The organism is Cellulomonas bogoriensis 69B4 = DSM 16987, assembly GCF_000767165.1.
In the GTDB taxonomy this organism is placed as follows: Bacteria; Actinomycetota; Actinomycetes; order Actinomycetales; family Cellulomonadaceae; genus Actinotalea; species Actinotalea bogoriensis.
The window spans coordinates 1-18309 of the sequence record NZ_AXCZ01000018.1 but is presented as its reverse complement, the minus strand read 5'-3'; the positions used below and the strand labels follow the sequence as shown (position 1 = coordinate 18309).

The window sequence follows — 18309 nt, the reverse complement described above, 5'->3', positions numbered from 1 at the left end:
ATCCCCGCCCGCCGGTGTCCCGGTGTGGTGGTCGCCACAGCACATCACGCCCCTTGCGGGGTTCCTATCCACATCACGAATGGGTTACGGTCGCGTGTCGCTCGTTGCGGCCGGGGCACGACCTGTCCCGGACCGCTCAGGTCCCGCCGACCGGGACCCGCCGGACCAGCCGGTGCTGAGCGGCGGGTCGGGCCCGCCGGACGGGTCCGGTCCCGATGGCCGGATCAGGGAGGCGGGACGACCGGACGTTCTCACGTCCCACGCAGACGGACGTCCGCGTGGCCAGGTCGAGACCACCCGCTCCCTGTGCCCGGGAAGCCCGACGTCTGGAACCCTGTGAACTCGAACGCTGCTGCACGCCCCCGCACCACCCGTCGACTCACACCGCTGCGCATCGCGGCGATGTCCACGGCCCTGGTCGTGGTGGCCGGCGGCTCGGCCGTCGCCGTCGCCCACAAGACCGTCACCCTGGACGTCGACGGCGAGGTCGTGCAGGTCTCGACCTTCGCCGGCAGCGTCGAGGGCGTCCTGGCCGACAACGACGTCACCGTGGGTGAGCGTGACGAGGTCGTCCCGTCCCTGGAGGAGTCGCTGCGCAGCGGGGACGAGGTCGTGGTCCGCACGGCGCGTCAGGTGACGGTCGACGCCGACGGTGACGAGGCCCGCGTCTGGACGACGGCCCTCACGGCGGACGAGGTCCTCGCGACCCTCGCCGGCCGAGGCGACGACGTCCGCCTCGTCGCCTCCCGCAGCTCCTCGGCCGAGCGTGCCGACCTGTCGGTGCTGCTCGCCGACGCCGGACCCGTCCTGGTCCTCGCCGACGGCGAGACCCACGAGGTCGCCGACGGCAGCCAGGGCCTGTCCTCGGTGCTGGCCGGTCTGGACCTCACCGTCGGTGAGCTCGACCGTGTCTCGGTGGGGACCGACGAGGACTCCGGCCAGCTCACCGTGGTCCTCGAGCGGGTCACGGCCGAGGAGCGCACCTCGACGCGGGAGATCGAGTTCGAGTCCCGCACCGAGCAGACCGACGAGCTGTTCGTGGGCGAGTCCCGGGTGGCGACCGAGGGTCGGCCCGGCGAGCGCACCCGCGTGCACCGCCTGATCCTGGTCGACGGCGAGGAGGAGTCCCGCGTCCTGCTGTCGGACCGTGTGACCCGTGAGCCCCGGACCCACGTGGTGCAGGAGGGCAGCAAGGCCCGCCCGGCCCCGCGTCCCACGGCCACCCGGGCACCGTCGTCCTCCTCCGGCTCGTCGTCCGGCTCCGGTGGCGGCTCCTCGTCCTCCGGCGGGTCGTCCTCGGGCACGTCGAGCAGCGTCGGGGACGACGTCTGGGCCCAGCTGGCCCGGTGCGAGTCGGGCGGCAACCCCTCGATCGTGTCGTCCAACGGCCTGTACCACGGGCTCTACCAGTTCCGTGTCGACACCTGGCGCTCGGTCGGTGGCAGTGGGCTCCCGTCGGAGGCCACGCCCGCCGAGCAGACCGAGCGGGCCAAGATCCTGCAGGCGCGCTCCGGGTGGGGCCAGTGGCCCGCGTGCTCGTCGAAGCTCGGGCTGCGCTGATCACGCACAGCCCCTCGCTGCGCGGAGCCCGTAGGCTCCTGCCATGACCACCGACGCCCTGCTGGGTCCCTCGAGCATCCGGGACCTGGCGGGGCGTCTGGGTGTCCGGCCCACCAAGACCTGGGGGCAGAACTTCGTGGTGGACGCGGGCACGGTGCGACGCATCGTCCGCATCGCCCAGGTGGCCCCGGGCGACCCCGTCGTCGAGGTCGGCCCCGGCCTGGGGTCGCTGACCCTGGGCCTGCTGGAGGCCGGCGCCCAGGTGGTCGCGGTCGAGATCGACCCGCTGCTGGCGGGCCGGCTGCCCACGACCGTGGCCGAGCGCATGCCCGGGGCGGTCGAGCGGTTCACCGTGCTGCACGCCGACGCCCTGACGGTGACGGACCTGCCCGGTCCGGCGCCGACCGCGCTGGTCGCCAACCTGCCGTACAACGTCGCGGTGCCGGTGCTGCTGACGTTCCTGGAACGGTTCCCGACGCTGGAGCGGGTTCTGGTGATGGTCCAGTCCGAGGTCGCCGACCGACTGGTCGCACCTCCCGGCTCGCGCACCTACGGGATCCCCTCGGCCAAGGCCGCCTGGTACGCCACGGCCCGGCGTGCCGGCTCGGTGGGCCGGGCGGTGTTCTGGCCGGTGCCCAGGGTCGACTCGGCGCTGGTGGCGCTCGAGCGACGTGACCCCCCGTCCACCACCGTCACCCGCGAGGCGGTCTTCGCGGTCGTGGACGCCGCGTTCGCGCAGCGGCGCAAGACGTTGCGCTCGGCGCTGGCGGGGGTCGCGGGCGGGGCCGATCGTGCCGAGCGTGCGTTGCGGGCCGCGGGCGTGGACCCCTCGACCCGGGGCGAGAGGGTCGACGTTGTGGGTTTCGCACGGGTAGCCGAGGCGTTGGCAGACCTGTGACCGGGTGCACGCGTCGCTCCCGTGGGAGGGTGTTCCGGTGAGCAGGTCCCTCCCGGCGGTGTGCGTGCGCGCACCAGCGAAGATCAACCTCGGGCTGGCCGTGGGCCGGCGCCAGGCGGACGGCTACCACCCGTTGGCGACGGTGTTCCAGGCGGTCTCCCTGTACGAGGAGGTCACGGCCACCCCGTCCGACGAGCCTGGGCTGACGGTCAGCGGGCCGCAGGCCGAGAGGGTTCCCACCGACTCCTCGAACCTCGCGTTGCGGGCTGCCCACCTGTTGGCCGAGGCCGCCGGGGTGGAGCCCGAGGTCCACCTGCACCTGGCCAAGGGTGTCCCGGTGGCGGGGGGCATGGCCGGGGGCTCGGCGGACGCCGCGGCTGCGCTCGTGGCCTGCGACGCGCTGTGGGGCACGGGCATGTCCCGTGACCAGCTCCTCGAGCTCGGTGCCGAGCTCGGCTCGGACGTGCCGTTCGCCCTGGTCGGTCAGACGGCCGTGGGGCGCGGCCGGGGCCACCTGCTGAGCCCGGCGATGTCGCGCGGTGAGTACCACTGGGCCCTGGGCATCCAGGAGCAGGGGCTGTCGACCCCGCAGGTGTACCGGACGTTCGACGAGATCCTCGGTGGGGTGGACGGCGAACCGGAACCGGACCGGGCGCTGATGCAGGCGTTGCGGTCCGGTGATCCTGAGGCGGTCGGTGCCGCGCTCGTCAACGACCTGCAGCCGGCGGCGCTCGAGCTCGCCCCGCACCTGGTCGAGACCTTGGTGGTCGCAGAGGAGGCCGGGGCCCTGGGGGTGCTGGTCAGTGGGTCGGGCCCGACGGTCGCGGCGCTGGCGCGCAGCCAGCAGCACGCGACCACGGTGGCGGCGGCGATGACGGCGGCCGGGGTGGCCGACGACGTGCGGTGCGCGGCGGGCCCGGTCGGTGGGGCCCGGCTGGTCGGGTCCTCGGTCGCGCACGAGGGCAAGGGCTAGGGCGAGGGGTAGGGGTACGGGGTCGGGAGCGGGCCGCTCGGGCTCACTCGACGGTCTCGCCGAGCGAGTACCAGCGCTCCTCCAGCTCTGTCACCTGGTCCACGAGGCCTTCGATGTGCTGGGATCGCTCCGCGAGCCCGACGTAGTCGGACTGGTCGTGCTCGGCCAGCCTGGCTCGTGCGGTGTCGATCTCCTGGGTGAGCCTGCTGATGCGGCGCTCGAGCGAGGCGAGCTCCTTCTGCGCCGCACGGCGCTCCCCGCCGGTCATGGCCGCGGTCGGCCGGGACCCGTCGTCCTCGTGGGTGCTCGCGGCGGCGCGGGATGACGCCGTGCTGGACCCGTGCCCCTCACGGCGCAGCCGCAGGTACTCCTCGACCCCTCCGGGCAGGTGCCGCAGCCGCCCGTCGAGGATCGCGTGCTGCTGGTCGGTGACCCGCTCCAGGAAGTACCGGTCGTGGGACACGACCACCAGGGTCCCGGGCCAGGAGTCCAGAAGGTCCTCCATCGCGGCGAGCATGTCGGTGTCCAGGTCGTTGGTGGGCTCGTCCAGGATCAGCACGTTCGGCTGGTCGAGCAGGACGAGCAGCAGCTGCAGGCGCCGCTTCTGCCCACCGGACAGGTCCTTGACGGGGGTGGAGAGCTGCTCCGAGGCGAATCCCAGGCGTTCGAGCAGCTGGCCGGGGGTGAGCTCCTGCGCCTTGGAGCCGGTGCCGAAGGTGTAGCTGGTCCGTAGCCGCGAGACGACGACCCGCACGGGGTCGTCCAGATGGTCCTCGAGCTCGTCGAGGCGCTGGGACAGGGCGGTGACCTTGACGGTCTTGCCCCGCTTGACCCGCCCTGTCGACGGGGCCACGGTGCCCTGCAGCAGCCCGAGCAGGGTGGACTTGCCCGAGCCGTTGACGCCGAGGACGCCGGTGCGTTCACCGGGTGCCAGACGCCACTCGACGTCGCGGAGCACCTGGTGCTCGCCGTAGGACACGGACACGTCCACCACGTCGATGACGTCCTTGCCCAGCCGGGACACGGCCAGGGACCGCAGGCTCACGCTGTCGCGGATCTCCGGGACGTCGGCGATGAGGGCGTTGGCTGCGTCGATGCGGAACTTGGGTTTGGACGTCCGGGCGGGGGCGCCGCGGCGCAGCCAGGCGAGCTCCTTGCGGGCCAGGTTCTGGCGGCGTGCCTCGGTGGCGGCCGCCTGTCGGTCGCGTTCCACGCGTTGCAGCACGTACGCGGCGTACCCGCCCTCGAAGGGTTCGACGACCTGGTCGTGGACCTCCCAGGTGAGGGTGCACACCTCGTCGAGGAACCACCGGTCGTGGGTGACGACCAGCAGGCCGCCGGCGCTGGTGGCCCATCGTCGGCGCAGGTGCCCGGCGAGCCAGGTGATGGCCTCGACGTCGAGGTGGTTGGTGGGCTCGTCCAGTGCCAGGACGTCGTCGTCGCCGGCGAGGAGCCGTGCCAGGGCGACGCGGCGCCGTTGTCCGCCCGAGAGGGTGCCGAGCACGGCGTCCCACGGGAGGTCGGTGAGCAACCCGGAGATGACGTCCCGGATGCGGGGGTCCCCGGCCCACTGGTGCTCGGGTGCGTCGCCGACGACGGCGTGCCCGACGGTGTCGGTGTCGTCGAGGGTGTCGGCCTGGTCCAGGACCCCGATGGTGACCCCGCCGCGCACGGTGACCCGGCCGGAGTCGGGCTGCAGCCGCCCGGCGAGCATGGCCAGCAGGCTGGACTTGCCGTCGCCGTTGCGGCCGACGATGCCGATGCGGTCGCCCTCGTTGACGCCGAGCGAGACGGAGTCGAAGACGACCTTGGTCGGGAACTGAAGGTGCAGGGCCTCGGCCCCCAGGAGATGCGCCATGTCCTCACCAGGGTAGGGGTGCCGCGGGGGGCGGCCGGACGTCGGTCAGGCGTCGAACGGCGCCACGAGCACGCGCAGCAGGGTCGCGAGCGTCTCGCGGTCCTCGACCGCGAGGCCTCCGAGCAGTCCGCGCTCGACCCGCAGGAGGTCCTCCAGCGCCCCGTCCACCCGGGTGCGGCCGGCGGCGGTGAGCCGCACCAGGACGCCGCGTCTGTCGGCGGGGGCGGGCAGACGCTCGACCAGGCCACGGGCGGCGAGCCGGTCGATGCGGTTGGTCATGGTGCCGCTGGTGACCAGGGTCTGGGTGACCAGCGCGCCGGGGGACAGCTGGTAGGGCTCCCCGGCCCGGCGCAGCGCCGAGAGGACGTCGAACTCCCACAGCTCGAGCTCGTGGCGGGCGAACGCACCGCGGCGCGCGTGGTCCAGGTGCCGCGCCAGGCGGCTGACCCGGGAGAGGACGGCCAGGGGTGCGACGTCCAGGTCGGGGCGTTCGCGCTGCCACGCCTCGACGATCCGGTCGACCTCGTCGGTCATGCGGGTGTCCCGCGTTCCCCGGTCCCGTGCTGCGCGGCCGTGCCCGGTCCGGTCTCGCCGGGCCCGCGCAGGGCGGGGGAGTGCTGGAGACCGGACAGGCCGTACCAGGCGAGGTTGACCAGGTGAGCGGCCACGGAGGTCTTGTCGGGGTGGCGGGCGTCGAGCCAGTACTGGCCGGTGAGGGCGACCATGCCGACGAGCATCTGGGCGTAGATGGGTGCGGTGCGGGGGTCCAGGCCGCGGCGGGTGAACTGGTCGGCCAGCAGGTGCTCGACCTGCATCGCCACGTCGCCGATCAGGCTGGAGAACGTCCCGGTGGTCTGGGCGACCGGCGAGTCGCGCACCAGGATGCGGAAGCCGTCGGTGGAGGACTCGATGTAGTCCAGCAGGGCCAGGGCTGTGCGCTCGACCAGCACCTGGGGGTGTCCACCTGCCTCCAGCGCGCCGGTCAGCGCGGCGGTGAGCGCCTGGACCTCTCGGTCCACGACCACGGCGTAGACGCCCTCCTTGCCTCCGAAGTGCTCGTAGACGACCGGCTTGGAGACCTGCGCGCGTGCGGCGATCTCCTCGACGCTGGTGCCCTCGAAGCCCTTCTCGGCGAACAGGGTGCGGCCGACGTCGAGCAGCTGGGCGCGCCGCTGCGAGCCGGTCATCCGGGCTCGGGGGGTGCGTCTGCTCGAGGTGGCCACCGTCCCATCATGCCGTGAACCCCTGGCAGACTGGTGCACCGTCCCGGCTGCACGGCGACGGCTGCGGGCCGGTGGTACACGGCTCGTCGGTGCCGACGGTCGGTCCGCCCTGGTGTAACGGCAGCACGCCGGCCTTTGGAGCCGTGCAGTCCAGGTTCGAATCCTGGGGGCGGAGCCCACGTCCTGGGGGTCGGTGCGTCCGGCGACTGTAGAGTGGCCGCGCCGGGCCCTCAACGGTCCGGCTCGGCGCCCCTGCTCTGGCCGGGGACGTCTACCAGGCCGGTACACCCGACGGGAGCCACGAGTGACCACCGCCCGCCCCGCCGCCGTGATCGTCCTCGCCGCAGGCGAGGGCACCCGCATGCGGTCAGCCACCCCCAAGGTCCTGCACACGCTGGGCGGCCGGTCGATGCTGGGCCACGCCCTGGCGGCCGCCCGTGCGTTGGACCCGCACCGCGTGGCGGTGGTCGTCCGCCACGAGCGTGAGGCGGTCGCCGCCCACGCCCTGGAGGTCGACCCCGGTGTGGTGGTCGCGGACCAGGACGAGATCCCCGGCACCGGCCGGGCGGTGCAGTGCGGTCTGGGCGTGCTGGACGCCGCCGCCCAGGCCGAGCGCGCGCGCCGGCACTCCGAGGACGGCGGCGACGGGCCGGTCGAGGCGCGGCTGGAGGGCCCGGTGGTGGTCCTGGCCGGTGACATCCCCCTGCTGGACGGCCCGACGTTGGCCGAGCTGCTGGAGGCGCACGTCAGCGACGGCAACGTCGTGACGGTGCTGACCACCGAGCTGGAGGACGCGACCGGGTACGGCCGGGTCGTGCGGGACGCGACCACCGGTGAGGTCAGCGAGATCGTGGAGCACCGCGACGCCACCGACGACCAGCGCCGGATCCGCGAGATCAACTCCTCGGTGTACGTGTTCGACGCGGCGGTCCTCCGCGACGCGCTCGGTCGCCTGGGGCAGGACAACGCCCAGGGCGAGGTGTACCTGACCGACGTCGTGGCGATCGCCCGTCGCGACGGGGGGTCGGTGCGTGCCCTGCGGGTCGACGACCCGGTCCTGGTCGAGGGTGTCAACGACCGTGCCCAGATGTCGGTGCTGCGTGCCGAGCTGAACCGCCGCGTGCTGCAGGAGTGGATGCTCGAGGGCGTGACGGTGGTGGACCCGGCGACGACCTGGGTCGACGTGGACGTACGGCTGGAGCGCGACGTCACCCTGCTGCCCGGGACGCAGCTGTACGGCCGCACGCACGTGGCCTCCGGCGCGGTCGTGGGGCCGGACACGACGCTGACCGACGTGGAGGTCGGCGTGGGCGCCCAGGTCGTCCGCAGCCACGGCTCGGGTGCGAAGGTCGGCGCCGGCGCCGTGGTGGGCCCGTTCAGCTACCTGCGTCCGGGTACGGACCTGGGTGCCGACGGCAAGATCGGTGCGTTCGTCGAGACGAAGAACGCGCGCATCGGGACCGGTTCGAAGGTCCCGCACCTGTCCTACGTGGGGGACGCGACCATCGGGGAGCAGTCCAACGTGGGTGCGGGCACGATCTTCGTGAACTACGACGGCGTCGCCAAGCACCACACGTCGGTGGGCGCGCACGTGCGGATCGGGTCGCAGAACGCCCTGGTCGCGCCGGTGACGTTGGGTGACGGCGCCTACACCGGCGCCGGTTCGGTGATCCGCCGGGACGTGGGCCCCGGGGCCCTGGGCATCAACACCGCCCCGCAGCGCACCCTGGACCGCTGGGTGCTGCGCCGCAGGCCGCAGTCGCCCTCGGCGCGGGCGGCGGCGGTGGCGCTCGGTGAGGACGACGACGGCCCTGAGGCGTTGTCGCCGCAGGCGCGGGCCGAGCTCGCCCGCGGTGCCGACGGCAACGGCGAGGGCCAGGAGGGGCAGCGGTGACGGGACTGACGTCGCACGACGGCGAGAAGCGGCTGGTCCTGCTCTCGGGCCGGGCGCACCCCGAGCTCGCGGAGGACGTCTCCAAGGAGCTGGGGGTCGAGCTGGTGCCGACCACGGCCTACGACTTCGCCAACGGCGAGATCTACGTGCAGTTCGGTGAGAGCGTCCGGGGCGCGGACGCGTTCGTCCTGCAGAGCCACACCGCCCCCATCAACCAGTGGATCATGGAGCAGCTGCTCATGGTCGACGCCCTGAAGCGTGCCTCTGCCAAGACGATCACGGTGGTGCAGCCGTTCTACGGGTACTCCCGCCAGGACAAGAAGCACCGTGGCCGTGAGCCGATCTCGGCCCGGTTGATGGCCGACCTGTTCCGCACCGCCGGGGCGGACCGGCTGATGAGCGTGGACCTGCACGCCGCGCAGACCCAGGGGTTCTTCAACGGCCCCGTGGACCACCTGTGGGCGATGCCTCTGCTGGTGGACTACGTGCGGACCCGGGTGGACCCCACGAACATCGCGGTGGTCTCCCCGGACGCGGGCCGCATCCGGGTGGCCGAGCAGTGGGCCGCGAAGCTGGGGGGCTGCCCCCTGGCGTTCATCCACAAGACGCGGGACATCACCCGTCCCAACCGGGCGGTCGCCAACCGGGTGGTCGGCGACGTCGAGGGTCGCACCTGCATCCTGGCGGACGACCTGATCGACACCGGCGGCACGATCGCCGAGGCCGTGCGGGTGCTGCTCGCGGCCGGCGCACGGGACGTGATCGTGGCCGCGACGCACGGGGTGCTGTCCGACCCCGCCCCCCAGCGCCTGGCGGAGTGCGGCGCGCGTGAGGTCATCGTGACCGACACGTTGCCGATCGCCGACGACCGGCTGTTCGAGGGCCTGACGATCCTGTCGATCGCGCCGCTGATCGCCCGCGCCATCCGTGAGGTGTTCGACGACGGGTCCGTGACCTCGTTGTTCGACGGGGCCGTCTGAGCGGGTAGACTCTCCGGGTTGCCTCGGCGAGGGACGTCGGACGGCCGGTGAGGATCCTGCGGGAGCCCGGCTCCGCTCCGTGATCGACGCGGCGGTCGTGAGCGCGCGTCCGTCCTGCGCCCCGCGCCGAGGCCGCCGCCCGCTGCAGCACCCGCGATGTCGGGTGGTCGACAGCCACTGTCCCGTCCCGCACGTCCTTCAGGAGTCCCACCGTGTCCGAGATCACCCTCCCCGCCACCGCCCGTACCGAGTTCGGCAAGGGCGCTGCCCGCCGCATCCGACGGGCCCACCAGATCCCCGCGGTCCTCTACGGCCACGGCGAGGACCCGGTGCACATCACCCTCCCGGGCCACCAGACGATGCTCGCGCTGAAGCACGCGAACGCGCTGTTCGCGCTGGAGCTGGACGGCGAGCGCTACCTGGCCATCGCCAAGGACGTGCAGCGCGACCCGGTCAAGAACGTGATCGAGCACGTGGACATGCTCGCGGTCCGCAAGGGTGAGAAGGTCACGGTCGAGGTCCCTGTGCACGTGGTGGGCGAGTCGTTCCCCGGCACCATCCACATGGTCGAGAGCCAGACCGTGCAGCTCGAGGCCGAGGCCACCCACCTGCCGGAGTCGATCGACGTCTCGATCGAGGGCTTGCAGGAGACCCAGGTCCGCGGGTCCGACCTGGTCCTGCCCGAGGGCTCGGCGTACCTGGGCGACCCGAAGGACATCATCGTGACGGTCACCGCGCCGCGCGCCAAGGGCGACGCGGGCGACGCCGCCGACGGCGAGGCCGCGGAGGCCTGATCCTGGGTCTGGCAGATCTTCTGAAGGTGTGGCGGCGTCCGGTCCCTGAGGGGTCGGACGCCGCCGCTGTCACGAGGGCGGAGACGATGGCTGCACCCTGGTTGGTCGTGGGACTCGGCAACCCGGGCCCGGCGTACGCGGGCAACCGGCACAACGTCGGGCAGATGGTCCTCGACGAGCTGGCGTCCCGGTCGTCGGCGACGTTCACCTCCCACCGGTCCCGGGCCCGGGTGGCGGACGTCCGCCTGGGGACGCTCCCGGGTGGCCTGCCCGGCCCCAGGGTGGTCCTGGCCAAGCCGAACTCCTTCATGAACGTCTCCGGTGGCCCGGTGAAGGCCCTCGCGTCCTACCTGGACGTCCCGGTCGACCGGGTGGTGGTGGTGCACGACGAGCTGGACATCCCCTTCGCGCAGATCCGGCTCAAGTCCGGTGGCGGTGAGGGCGGGCACAACGGCCTGCGCTCGATCAGCAGCGCCCTGGGCGACAAGGCGTACCTGCGGGTACGGGTGGGTGTGGGCCGGCCGCCCGGCCGGAGCGACGCGGCGGACCACGTGCTCAAGGACTTCGCCACGCACGAGCGTCCGGACCTGCCCTGGCTGCTGGACGCGGCGGCGGACGCGGTCGAGATGATCGTCCACGACGGGCTGACGGCGGCCCAGCAGCGGTTCCACGCACCCCTACCCGACTGAGATGTGCGCCGTCCGGGTGAAAACGGACATACTGGTAACAAAAACCTAAACACACAGGTATACCCTCAATCGGACATCACCTTGGGGGTGCACCTGTGACACTGGCAGCCGAGGGCAGCCTGGCGCCGACCGCCGACGCCGACCGACGGGGCGCCGCGGTCGAACCGCGACGCTCGTGGGCGTCCGCGCGACCGTTCGTCGAGCGCACGACCGAGTTCAACGACGACCTGGCCACGTCCGGTGGCTGGGCCGCCACGGCCGGGGTCGCCCGCGCGAGGGCCCTGACCATCGACGTGGGCTGCGCGGCAGGAGCGACCGCGGGCGGCGTCGTGCCGTTCCTCGGGTGGACGACCGCCTCCGCGGTGGCGGTTATCGCCACGGTCACGGTCTTCTGCCTGCTCGTGGGGCTCAACCGCGGGTACGACGCGCGCCTGTTCGGCAACGGCCCCACCGAGTACCAGGCCGTGCTGCGCTCGACCGCAGCACTGTCGCTCGGGCTCATGGCCCTGGCCTACCTCACCCGGGTCGACGTGCCCCGTTCGCTGCTGGTCAGCGGGGCCCTCGCGCTGGCCGCCGTGACCCTCGCAGGTCGGTTCTGGCACCGGCGACTGCTGCACCGGGCCCGGCAGCGCGGCCACGCGATGATGCGGACCCTGGTCATCGGTGAGGAGCCCGAGGTCACCCAGGTGGTCCGCGAGCTCGGCGCCGGTGGTGGCCACGGGTACCAGGTCCTCGGTGCGTGCCTGCCGTCGGCCGACCGGCTGCCCGTCGACCTCCCGGTCCCGGTGATCGGGGCGGTCGCGGACGTGCCCCAGGTCGTGGCCGACCGGGGCGTGGAGGTCGTCGTCGTGGCCGGCGCGCACCTCAGCGGCGACGGGCTGCGCCGGTTGTCCTGGGCCCTGGATCGTGCCGGAGCGCAGCTGGTGGTCGCCCCCGGCCTGGTCGACGTGGCCGGACCCCGGCTGACCGTCAGGTCCGCGGCGGGCCTGGCCCTGATGGAGGTCGAGGTGGGCGCCTCCCGCCGCAGGCGGATGGGCAAGTGCGCGCTCGACCTGGTCGTGGGGACCGCCGTCCTGCTGATGGCTGCGCCGGTCATCGGGCTCGCCGCGCTCGCGGTCCGGGCGACGTCCCCCGGTCCGGCGTTCTACCGCCAGACCCGGGTGGGGGTGGACGGTCGTCCGTTCACCATGTGGAAGCTGCGCAGCATGTACGTGGACTCCGACGCGCGCCGGGACGAGCTTCTGGGCAGCAGCGACACCGACGGGGTGCTGTTCAAGATGCGGGCGGACCCCAGGGTCACCCCGGTCGGTTCGGTGCTGCGCCGCTTCTCGATCGATGAGCTGCCCCAGCTCCTCAACGTCGTCCGGGGGGACATGTCCCTGGTGGGGCCCAGGCCCCCTCTTCAGGAGGAGGTCGCCGACTACGACGACCCCGTCCACCGGCGCCTGCGGGTCCGGCCCGGCCTGACCGGCCTGTGGCAGGTGTCCGGGCGCTCTGACCTCAGCTGGGAGCAGTCGGTGCGGTTGGACCTTCGTTACGTCGACAACTGGTCCCTGGTGATGGACCTCATGATCCTGTGGCGGACCGGCCGCGCGGTGCTGGGAGGCAACGGTGCGTACTGACCTGGTGGAACGACCCACGTCCGAGGACGACCCGACCGGTGGCGCCGGCTCGCGGTACCGTGCCGCGCTCGCGCTCCTGGCGAGTCGGCAGAAGCCCGGTGCGGGCGTCCCGGCCTACACGCGCTGGGTGAACCGGCGTGCTGCCCGTCGGATCGCCGCGGCGGCGCACGCCCTGGGTGTCTCGGCCAACACGGTGACGATCCTCAGCGCGGCGGTCTCCGCCCTGGCGGTCGTCGCCCTCCTGGCCCTGCCCACCGGGTGGGTCACGGGTGTGGTGGTCGCGGTGCTGCTGGCCGCCGGGTACGTGCTGGACTCCGCCGACGGGCAGGTCGCGCGGCTGTCCGGCACCGCCGGCCCGTCCGGGGAGTGGCTCGACCACGTGGTCGACGCGATCCGCACACCGGTCGTCCATCTCGCGGTCCTGGTCGCGCTCGCCCGTGACGGGGCCCCGGACTGGGCGCTGGTCGTGACCTTGGCGTACTGCGTCCTCGCGGTGGGGCAGTTCATGAGCCAGATCCTCGCCGAGCAGCTGCTGGGCAGGCCCCCGCTGCCGGCCACGGGTCCGGCGCGCCGCCAGTCCCTGGTGCTCCTGCCCACCGACACCGGCACCTTCTGCTGGTTGTTCGTCCTGTGGGGCGGTCCCGTGCTGTTCGTCGCCGCCTACACGTCCATGTTCGCCCTCAACCTCTTCCACGCCGCCGTGTCGATGCGACGCAAGTACGTCCGGCTGCGCCTCCACGAACGGAAAGGACCCACGTCATGACGGTGGTCGGCTACGTCCCAGGCGGTTTCGACATGTTCCACATCGGCCACCTGCGGATCCTGCGATCCGCACGTGAGCGTTGCGACCGGCTGGTGGTCGGCGTGGCCACCGACGGTTCCCTGGTCGAGATGAAGGGCCGTCCGCCCGTCATCCCCCACGTCGAGCGCATGGAGATCGTGCGGAGCCTGGCGATCGTCGACGACGTCGTCGGTGACGTCTCCTCGGACAAGCGGGTGGCCTGGCAGCGGCACCCGTTCGACGTCCTGTTCAAGGGTGACGACTGGAAGGGCACTCCCAAGGGCGAGCGACTGGAGCAGCAGATGGCCCAGGTCGGCGCGCGTGTGGAGTACTTCCCCTACACCGCCACGACCTCCTCGACCATGCTCCGGGAGTTCCTGGTGACCGCGACCCGGGCAGCCGCACCGGTGACGCGGCCCGTCCCCGCCGCCGCCCCCTGACCTGACCTCACCGAACGGAAGCGACCCCCCCATGAGCCAGACGAGCACGACCATGCCAGGGACCGACACCGGTCTGCCCTGGGCCCCCGCGGTGACGGTGGTGATCGCCACCCGTGGCCGGCCCGTCCTGCTGAGGCAGGCGGTCGCCTCCGTCCTGGCCCAGGACTACACCGGGCCCCTGGACGTGGTGGTGGTGTACGACCAGGTGGACGTCGACACCCTGGACGACGTGGCCGTCCCGGAGGGTCGACGCCTGCGGACGATCCCGAACGTCCGCACCACCGGCCTGGCCGGCGGTCGCAACACCGGCATCGAGGCCGCCACCGGTGAGCTCGTCGCGTTCTGCGACGACGACGACGCGTGGCTGCCCGGCAAGCTGGGGGCGCAGGTCCGCGCGTGGGAGCAGGACCCGTCCGCGGCCGTGGTCGCCACCGGGATCCGGATCGAGTCCGAGGGCGGCGCGCACGTGCGCACCCCCCCGACGACCGCGACCTTCGAGGACTTCCTGGCCTCCCGCCTGACCGAGGTGCACCCGTCGAGCTTCCTGCTGCGCAGGGCCGACCTGCTCGGCAGCATCGGGCTGGTCGACGAGGACCTCCCCGCCTCCTACGGGGAGGACTACGACCTGCTGCTCCGCGCGACGCAGGTGGGGCACGTCCGGTGCGTGCCCGACCCGTTGGTGGTCGTGAACTGGAACCGACCCTCGTTCTTCACCGGGCGGTGGGAGGGGATCGCGGCGGGCCTGTCGTACCTGCTGGCCAAGTTCCCGGAGTTCGAGACCTCGCCCCGGGGCACCGCACGCGTCGCCGGGCAGGTGGCGTTCGCCCACGCCGCCCTGGGTGACCGGCCCGAGGCCCGACGGTGGGCCTGGGCGGCGCTGCGCCGGGACCCCCGCCAGCTGCGGGCCCACGCCGCCCTCCTGGTGGCGCTGCGGCTGGCGCCCCCCGGGTGGCTGGTCGCGACCGTGAACCGCTTCGGCCGCGGCCTGTGAGAGGAGACCGACCGTGCCACGTCTGAGCGTGCTCATGCCGGTCCGCGACGGTGAGGCGACCGTCGGACCGGCGGTCCGGTCCACGCTGCGCGCCCTGCCGTGCGACGCCGAGCTGGTGGTCTACGACGACGTCAGCTCCGACCGGACACCCCAGGTCCTGGCCCAGGTCCACGACGCCCGCCTGCGCGTGGTGCGGGGCGAGCACCCGGCAGGGGTCGCAGGCGGGCTGAACCACCTGCTCGAGTGCACCGACAGCCTGCTCGTGGCCCGGATGGACGCCGACGACGTCGTCCTGCCGGGACGGTTCACCCGCCAGCTGCGCGCCGTCGCCCGCCACGACGTGGTCTTCAGCACGGTCGTGGACTGGCGGCCCGACGCCCGTCGCCTGCGTCCGAACGCACCGGTGCCGGTCTCGGCGGACGCGTTCGGCCTGCACCTGCTGGTCACCAACCCGGTCTCGCACCCCACGATGCTCGCCCGCCGCTCGGCCCTGGACGCCGTGGGCGGGTACCGGGACCTGCCGTCCGAGGACTACGACCTGTGGGTGCGCCTGGCGCTCGCGGGTCGGACGATGACCCGCCTGGCCACCCCTGCGCTGGCCTACCGGGTGCACGGCGCCCAGGTCACCGCGTCCGACGCCTGGCGTGCACGGTCGTGGGCCGACCCGAGGTTGGGCGAGGTCTACGGCGACCTGTCGGAGCGACTCCTGGGGGAGCGGTTCGCCCGGCTCGTGTCGTGCACCGAGGCGACCCCGGACGTGCTCGACGCGTTGGACGACTTCGAGGAGCGCATGGTCCTGGCGGCCGCGCGGCTGTCAACCGGCCAGGCGCGCTTCCTGCTCGCCAAGCTCCGCCGCCGGCTCGCTGCCGTGCGGGGGCGTCTGGTCCTGGTCGGTGCGGGCTGACGGTCGCATCGCGACCGCGGCGGCTGCCATCGCGATGACCAGCCCGGTGCCGACGATCCCGTAGTAGAAGATCTCCACCAGCGTGACGAGCAGGACCGCCCCGATGGCGTGGTCCAGCGAGGTGGCCCGTCGCCACGAGCGCACGAACGCGACCACGAACCACCCGACGAACAGCACGACGGCGGGTAGCCCGTGGGAGAACATCACCATCCACACCTGGCCCTGGGTGCCCACGGACGGGATCCACGGGTTGCTGGACGGCCGTGGTGCGCCGTGCCCGAACACGGGTGACTCCAGGGTCCGGTTGAATGTCTCGGCGTACAGGTCGGCACGGTCCTCGGTGGTCGAGCTGGTCTCGAGGCGTTCGCCGAGGCGTTCCTGGACGGGGAGCGCCGCCCCCACGCCGACGAGCACCACGCCGAGCGCGGCGACCACGGCGACGGTGCGTAGCCGACCGGCCAGGACGGCCCGCGCGGTGATGTAGAGGGCGGCGACGGCCAGGCCGATGAACATGCCGCGGTTGAGGGTGAGCAGAGCGGGCACCAGCGAGACGGGCAGGGCCAGGAGCAGCCACCAGAACCGTCGCGTGCCGCGCAGGTGACCCAGGTAGGCGACGACCACGGGGGTGAGGATCGAGTACGCGTTGCCCCACCCGTTGGTGTAGAGGAACGGGGCGCTGGGTCGTGGTTCCAGGGCGCTCCACGCCCCGGGGTCGAACTGGGTGACCCGACGGATCGCCATCTCCCGCACCAGCTCGTTCGCCAGCAGCGCGTCGGGCAGGACCACGGCCAGGGGTGTGCGGAAGGACAGCAGCGGCCACAGGACGCCCAGGTAGCCGCCGGCGACGATCACCAGCCAGAAGCAGGTGAGCACCCCGGCGACGTACCTGGGGGTGAGGTGGGTCCTGGCGTTGTAGAGGTACAGGAACACCACCGTCGCCGAGAGGTACAGCACGGCACGGTAGGTGAAGCCGATGAGGCGGCCCCCGGAGTCGATCGCGATCACCGAGAACGCCATCCACACCAGGAACAGGACCCAGACGCCGAACCCCCGGGGTGCGCGGATCCCTCCGCACCGCACCATCAGCAGTGCCATGACGGCGGCGACCACGGGCCAGACCATGTCCCCGATGCCCGTGACCCACCACAGGGGGTAGCCCACGAACCCCACGGCCAGGGGCCACCGGGGCAGTGCAGCGGGACGAATCGGGACACTTCGCACACCGCACCATCGCCCGGTCGTGACCTGCGGCGCAAGGGGCGGTCGCGCCGTCGTACGGCAATCGGGTGAAGTCCGGGCCGAACTCACCCGATCTACTTGCACTGTATGTCCGGATTGCCCCACTGTGTCAGGACAGGTCCAGATCGGCACGAGGTCGCTGAGCGAGCGACGGAGCGAGGGTGGAATGAACCAGGCGCACACCGAGGACCTCGGCATCGGACAGTACCTCCAGGTCCTGGCCCGGCGGTGGCCCGTGGTCGCCGTCACGGTGGTGGTGGTCACCGCCCTGACCGTCGCGTACGTGGTCCTGGCCCCTCGCACCGCGACGGCGACGACCGAGGTCAACCTCAACGTCATCTCGACCGACCCCTTCACCGCGTCCCGTTCGGCCTCGGGCCTGGTCGACGGCACCACCGAGGCGCAGATCGCCTCGTCCTACGCGGTCGCGGTCCTGGCCTCCGAGCGGCTGGGTGACGGCACCAGCTCGAGCGAGCTGCGACGCAACGTCGAGGTCACCCCCGTCGCTGACGCCACGGTGATCCGCATCGCCTACACCGCCCCCACGCCCGTGGCCGCCCAGCGCGGTGCGGACATGGTGGCTGCCACCTACCTGGAGTTCCGTGCCGAGCAGGCCGAGCAGCGACTGGAGTCGATGATCGCCCGGCTCGAGGCCAGGCTGGTCAGCCTGCGTGAGCAGCTGGTCGCGGCCAACGCCCGGATCGCGTCGTCCCGCGAGGGCAGCAGCACGGCCAACCAGGCGGTCAGCGACCGCGACCTGGTCACCATCGAGATCGACAGCCTCCTGGCCCAGAAGAGCGACCTGGAGCGCATCGACACCTCCGGGGGCGCGGTGCTGACACCTGCGCTGGAGAACCCGGTCGTGCACGCGCCCGGCACCCGCATGGTGCTCGCCACGGGGGTGCTGCTCGGCGTCGTCCTGGGTGCGGTGCTCGCGTTCCCCGCCGACCGGCGCAACCGCCGCCTGCGCCGCGGCGGCGACGTCGCCGCCGTCGTCGACGCCCCCGTGCTCGCCACGCTCGAGGGCACCGAGATCGTCCCGCTGCTCGAGGGTGTCGACAGGGAGCGGATGCGCGCGGCCCGTGAGGCTCTGCTCGCGCGCCTCCCTGACGGTGGGCGGGTGCTCGCGGTCCTGGACCGCACTGCGACGGGCGCCCCCGATGTGGCGGTCGGCCTGGCGCTCGCGCTGGCGCAGGACAACCGCCGAGTACGCCTCGTCCTGCCCGACGGCGACCGGGACGAGGTGCGGGACGCGACCAGTGGGCTGGATCTGGAGCAGGTCGCGGGCGGCGCGATGGAGGTCTCGCGGCTCGTGCGCGGGCTGGAGGTGGTCCGTGCGCCCGCCGGTGGACCTTGTGACGCGGACGCCCTGATCACCCGCGAGGTGCGCGACCACGTGCGTGGGCCGGGCTCGGCCGCGACGGTGGTCCTCGTGGTCCCGCACGCGGCGGGTGCGGCGAGCC

At 72.9% G+C, this 18309-nt stretch carries 17 protein-coding genes and 1 tRNA gene; 14 read left to right on the top strand and 4 right to left on the bottom strand.

Annotation, left to right across the window (positions count from 1 at the left end; genetic code table 11):
* Positions 1-306: 306 nt before the first annotated feature.
* Genes N869_RS03395 through N869_RS03385 form a run of 3 tightly spaced genes read left to right on the top strand, consistent with a single transcriptional unit; the run spans position 307 to position 3431 of the window.
* Positions 307-1560 (top strand): resuscitation-promoting factor, encoded by a 1254-nt coding sequence (locus tag N869_RS03395; RefSeq protein WP_052104925.1) that lies wholly within the window; start codon positions 307-309, stop codon positions 1558-1560.
* A gap of 43 nt (positions 1561-1603) precedes the next feature.
* Complete coding sequence (gene rsmA / locus N869_RS03390) at positions 1604-2458, top strand: 16S rRNA (adenine(1518)-N(6)/adenine(1519)-N(6))-dimethyltransferase RsmA (RefSeq protein ID WP_035057843.1); 855 nt, start codon at positions 1604-1606, stop codon at positions 2456-2458.
* Between the two features lie 37 nt (positions 2459-2495).
* The gene (locus N869_RS03385; RefSeq protein WP_035057881.1) at positions 2496-3431 is read left to right on the top strand and encodes a 4-(cytidine 5'-diphospho)-2-C-methyl-D-erythritol kinase; all 936 of its coding nucleotides are present in this window, start codon (positions 2496-2498) and stop codon (positions 3429-3431) included.
* A 43-nt stretch (positions 3432-3474) separates the two neighbouring features.
* Here the strand turns inward: N869_RS03385 and N869_RS03380 are convergent, their stop codons facing one another.
* From N869_RS03380 to N869_RS03370, 3 genes are read right to left on the bottom strand one after another with little or no spacing between them, the layout of a single operon-like run.
* Positions 3475-5289 carry an ABC-F family ATP-binding cassette domain-containing protein gene (locus N869_RS03380; protein WP_035057840.1) on the bottom strand — a complete coding sequence of 605 codons (1815 nt, stop codon included), beginning with the start codon at positions 5287-5289 and terminating at the stop codon, positions 3475-3477.
* Positions 5290-5334: 45 nt separating this feature from the next.
* On the bottom strand, positions 5335-5823 hold the full coding sequence (locus N869_RS03375) for a MarR family winged helix-turn-helix transcriptional regulator (protein WP_035057837.1): 489 nt from the start codon (positions 5821-5823) through the stop codon (positions 5335-5337).
* On the bottom strand, positions 5820-6476 hold the full coding sequence (locus N869_RS03370; protein WP_052104924.1) for a TetR/AcrR family transcriptional regulator: 657 nt from the start codon (positions 6474-6476) through the stop codon (positions 5820-5822). Before N869_RS03370 ends, N869_RS03375 begins: the two co-directional genes overlap by 4 nt.
* Before the next feature lie 139 nt (positions 6477-6615).
* Between N869_RS03370 and N869_RS03365 the strand changes: the two genes are divergently transcribed.
* The 10 genes from N869_RS03365 to N869_RS03320 all read left to right on the top strand — a co-directional run bounded on the left by N869_RS03365 (position 6616) and on the right by N869_RS03320 (position 15607).
* Positions 6616-6687 (top strand) — tRNA-Gln (locus tag N869_RS03365).
* Between the two features lie 129 nt (positions 6688-6816).
* Positions 6817-8406, top strand: a complete 1590-nt coding sequence (glmU, locus tag N869_RS03360) for a bifunctional UDP-N-acetylglucosamine diphosphorylase/glucosamine-1-phosphate N-acetyltransferase GlmU (protein ID WP_052104923.1) — start codon at positions 6817-6819, stop codon at positions 8404-8406.
* Positions 8403-9386 (top strand): ribose-phosphate diphosphokinase, encoded by a 984-nt coding sequence (locus N869_RS03355; protein WP_035057835.1) that lies wholly within the window; start codon positions 8403-8405, stop codon positions 9384-9386. The genes glmU and N869_RS03355 overlap by 4 nt, the downstream gene beginning before the upstream one ends.
* Before the next feature lie 212 nt (positions 9387-9598).
* Complete coding sequence (locus tag N869_RS03350; protein ID WP_035057833.1) at positions 9599-10180, top strand: 50S ribosomal protein L25/general stress protein Ctc; 582 nt, start codon at positions 9599-9601, stop codon at positions 10178-10180.
* An 86-nt stretch (positions 10181-10266) separates the two neighbouring features.
* Positions 10267-10869 (top strand): aminoacyl-tRNA hydrolase, encoded by a 603-nt coding sequence (gene pth, locus N869_RS03345; protein WP_035057830.1) that lies wholly within the window; start codon positions 10267-10269, stop codon positions 10867-10869.
* A gap of 95 nt (positions 10870-10964) precedes the next feature.
* Positions 10965-12491, top strand: coding sequence for a sugar transferase (locus tag N869_RS03340; RefSeq protein WP_035057828.1), 1527 nt, complete (start codon positions 10965-10967; stop codon positions 12489-12491).
* On the top strand, positions 12481-13254 hold the full coding sequence (locus N869_RS03335) for a CDP-alcohol phosphatidyltransferase family protein (RefSeq protein ID WP_232229592.1): 774 nt from the start codon (positions 12481-12483) through the stop codon (positions 13252-13254). Before N869_RS03340 ends, N869_RS03335 begins: the two co-directional genes overlap by 11 nt.
* Positions 13251-13712: an adenylyltransferase/cytidyltransferase family protein gene (locus tag N869_RS03330; protein ID WP_052104922.1), complete on the top strand. Its 462-nt coding sequence runs from the start codon at positions 13251-13253 to the stop codon at positions 13710-13712. Before N869_RS03335 ends, N869_RS03330 begins: the two co-directional genes overlap by 4 nt.
* Before the next feature lie 31 nt (positions 13713-13743).
* Complete coding sequence (locus N869_RS03325; RefSeq protein ID WP_156968324.1) at positions 13744-14703, top strand: glycosyltransferase family 2 protein; 960 nt, start codon at positions 13744-13746, stop codon at positions 14701-14703.
* 13 nt (positions 14704-14716) lie between these two features.
* Positions 14717-15607, top strand: coding sequence for a glycosyltransferase family 2 protein (locus N869_RS03320; protein WP_052104921.1), 891 nt, complete (start codon positions 14717-14719; stop codon positions 15605-15607).
* Here N869_RS03320 and N869_RS03315 read toward each other — a convergent pair.
* The gene (locus N869_RS03315) at positions 15518-16828 is read right to left on the bottom strand and encodes an O-antigen ligase family protein (RefSeq protein ID WP_156968323.1); all 1311 of its coding nucleotides are present in this window, start codon (positions 16826-16828) and stop codon (positions 15518-15520) included. The genes N869_RS03320 and N869_RS03315 overlap by 90 nt on opposite strands.
* Before the next feature lie 184 nt (positions 16829-17012).
* On the opposite strand from N869_RS03315, the gene N869_RS03310 reads away from it, so the two are divergent.
* On the top strand, positions 17013-18309 hold a 1297-nt coding region (locus tag N869_RS03310), incomplete at its 3' end, for a GumC domain-containing protein (protein WP_035057823.1).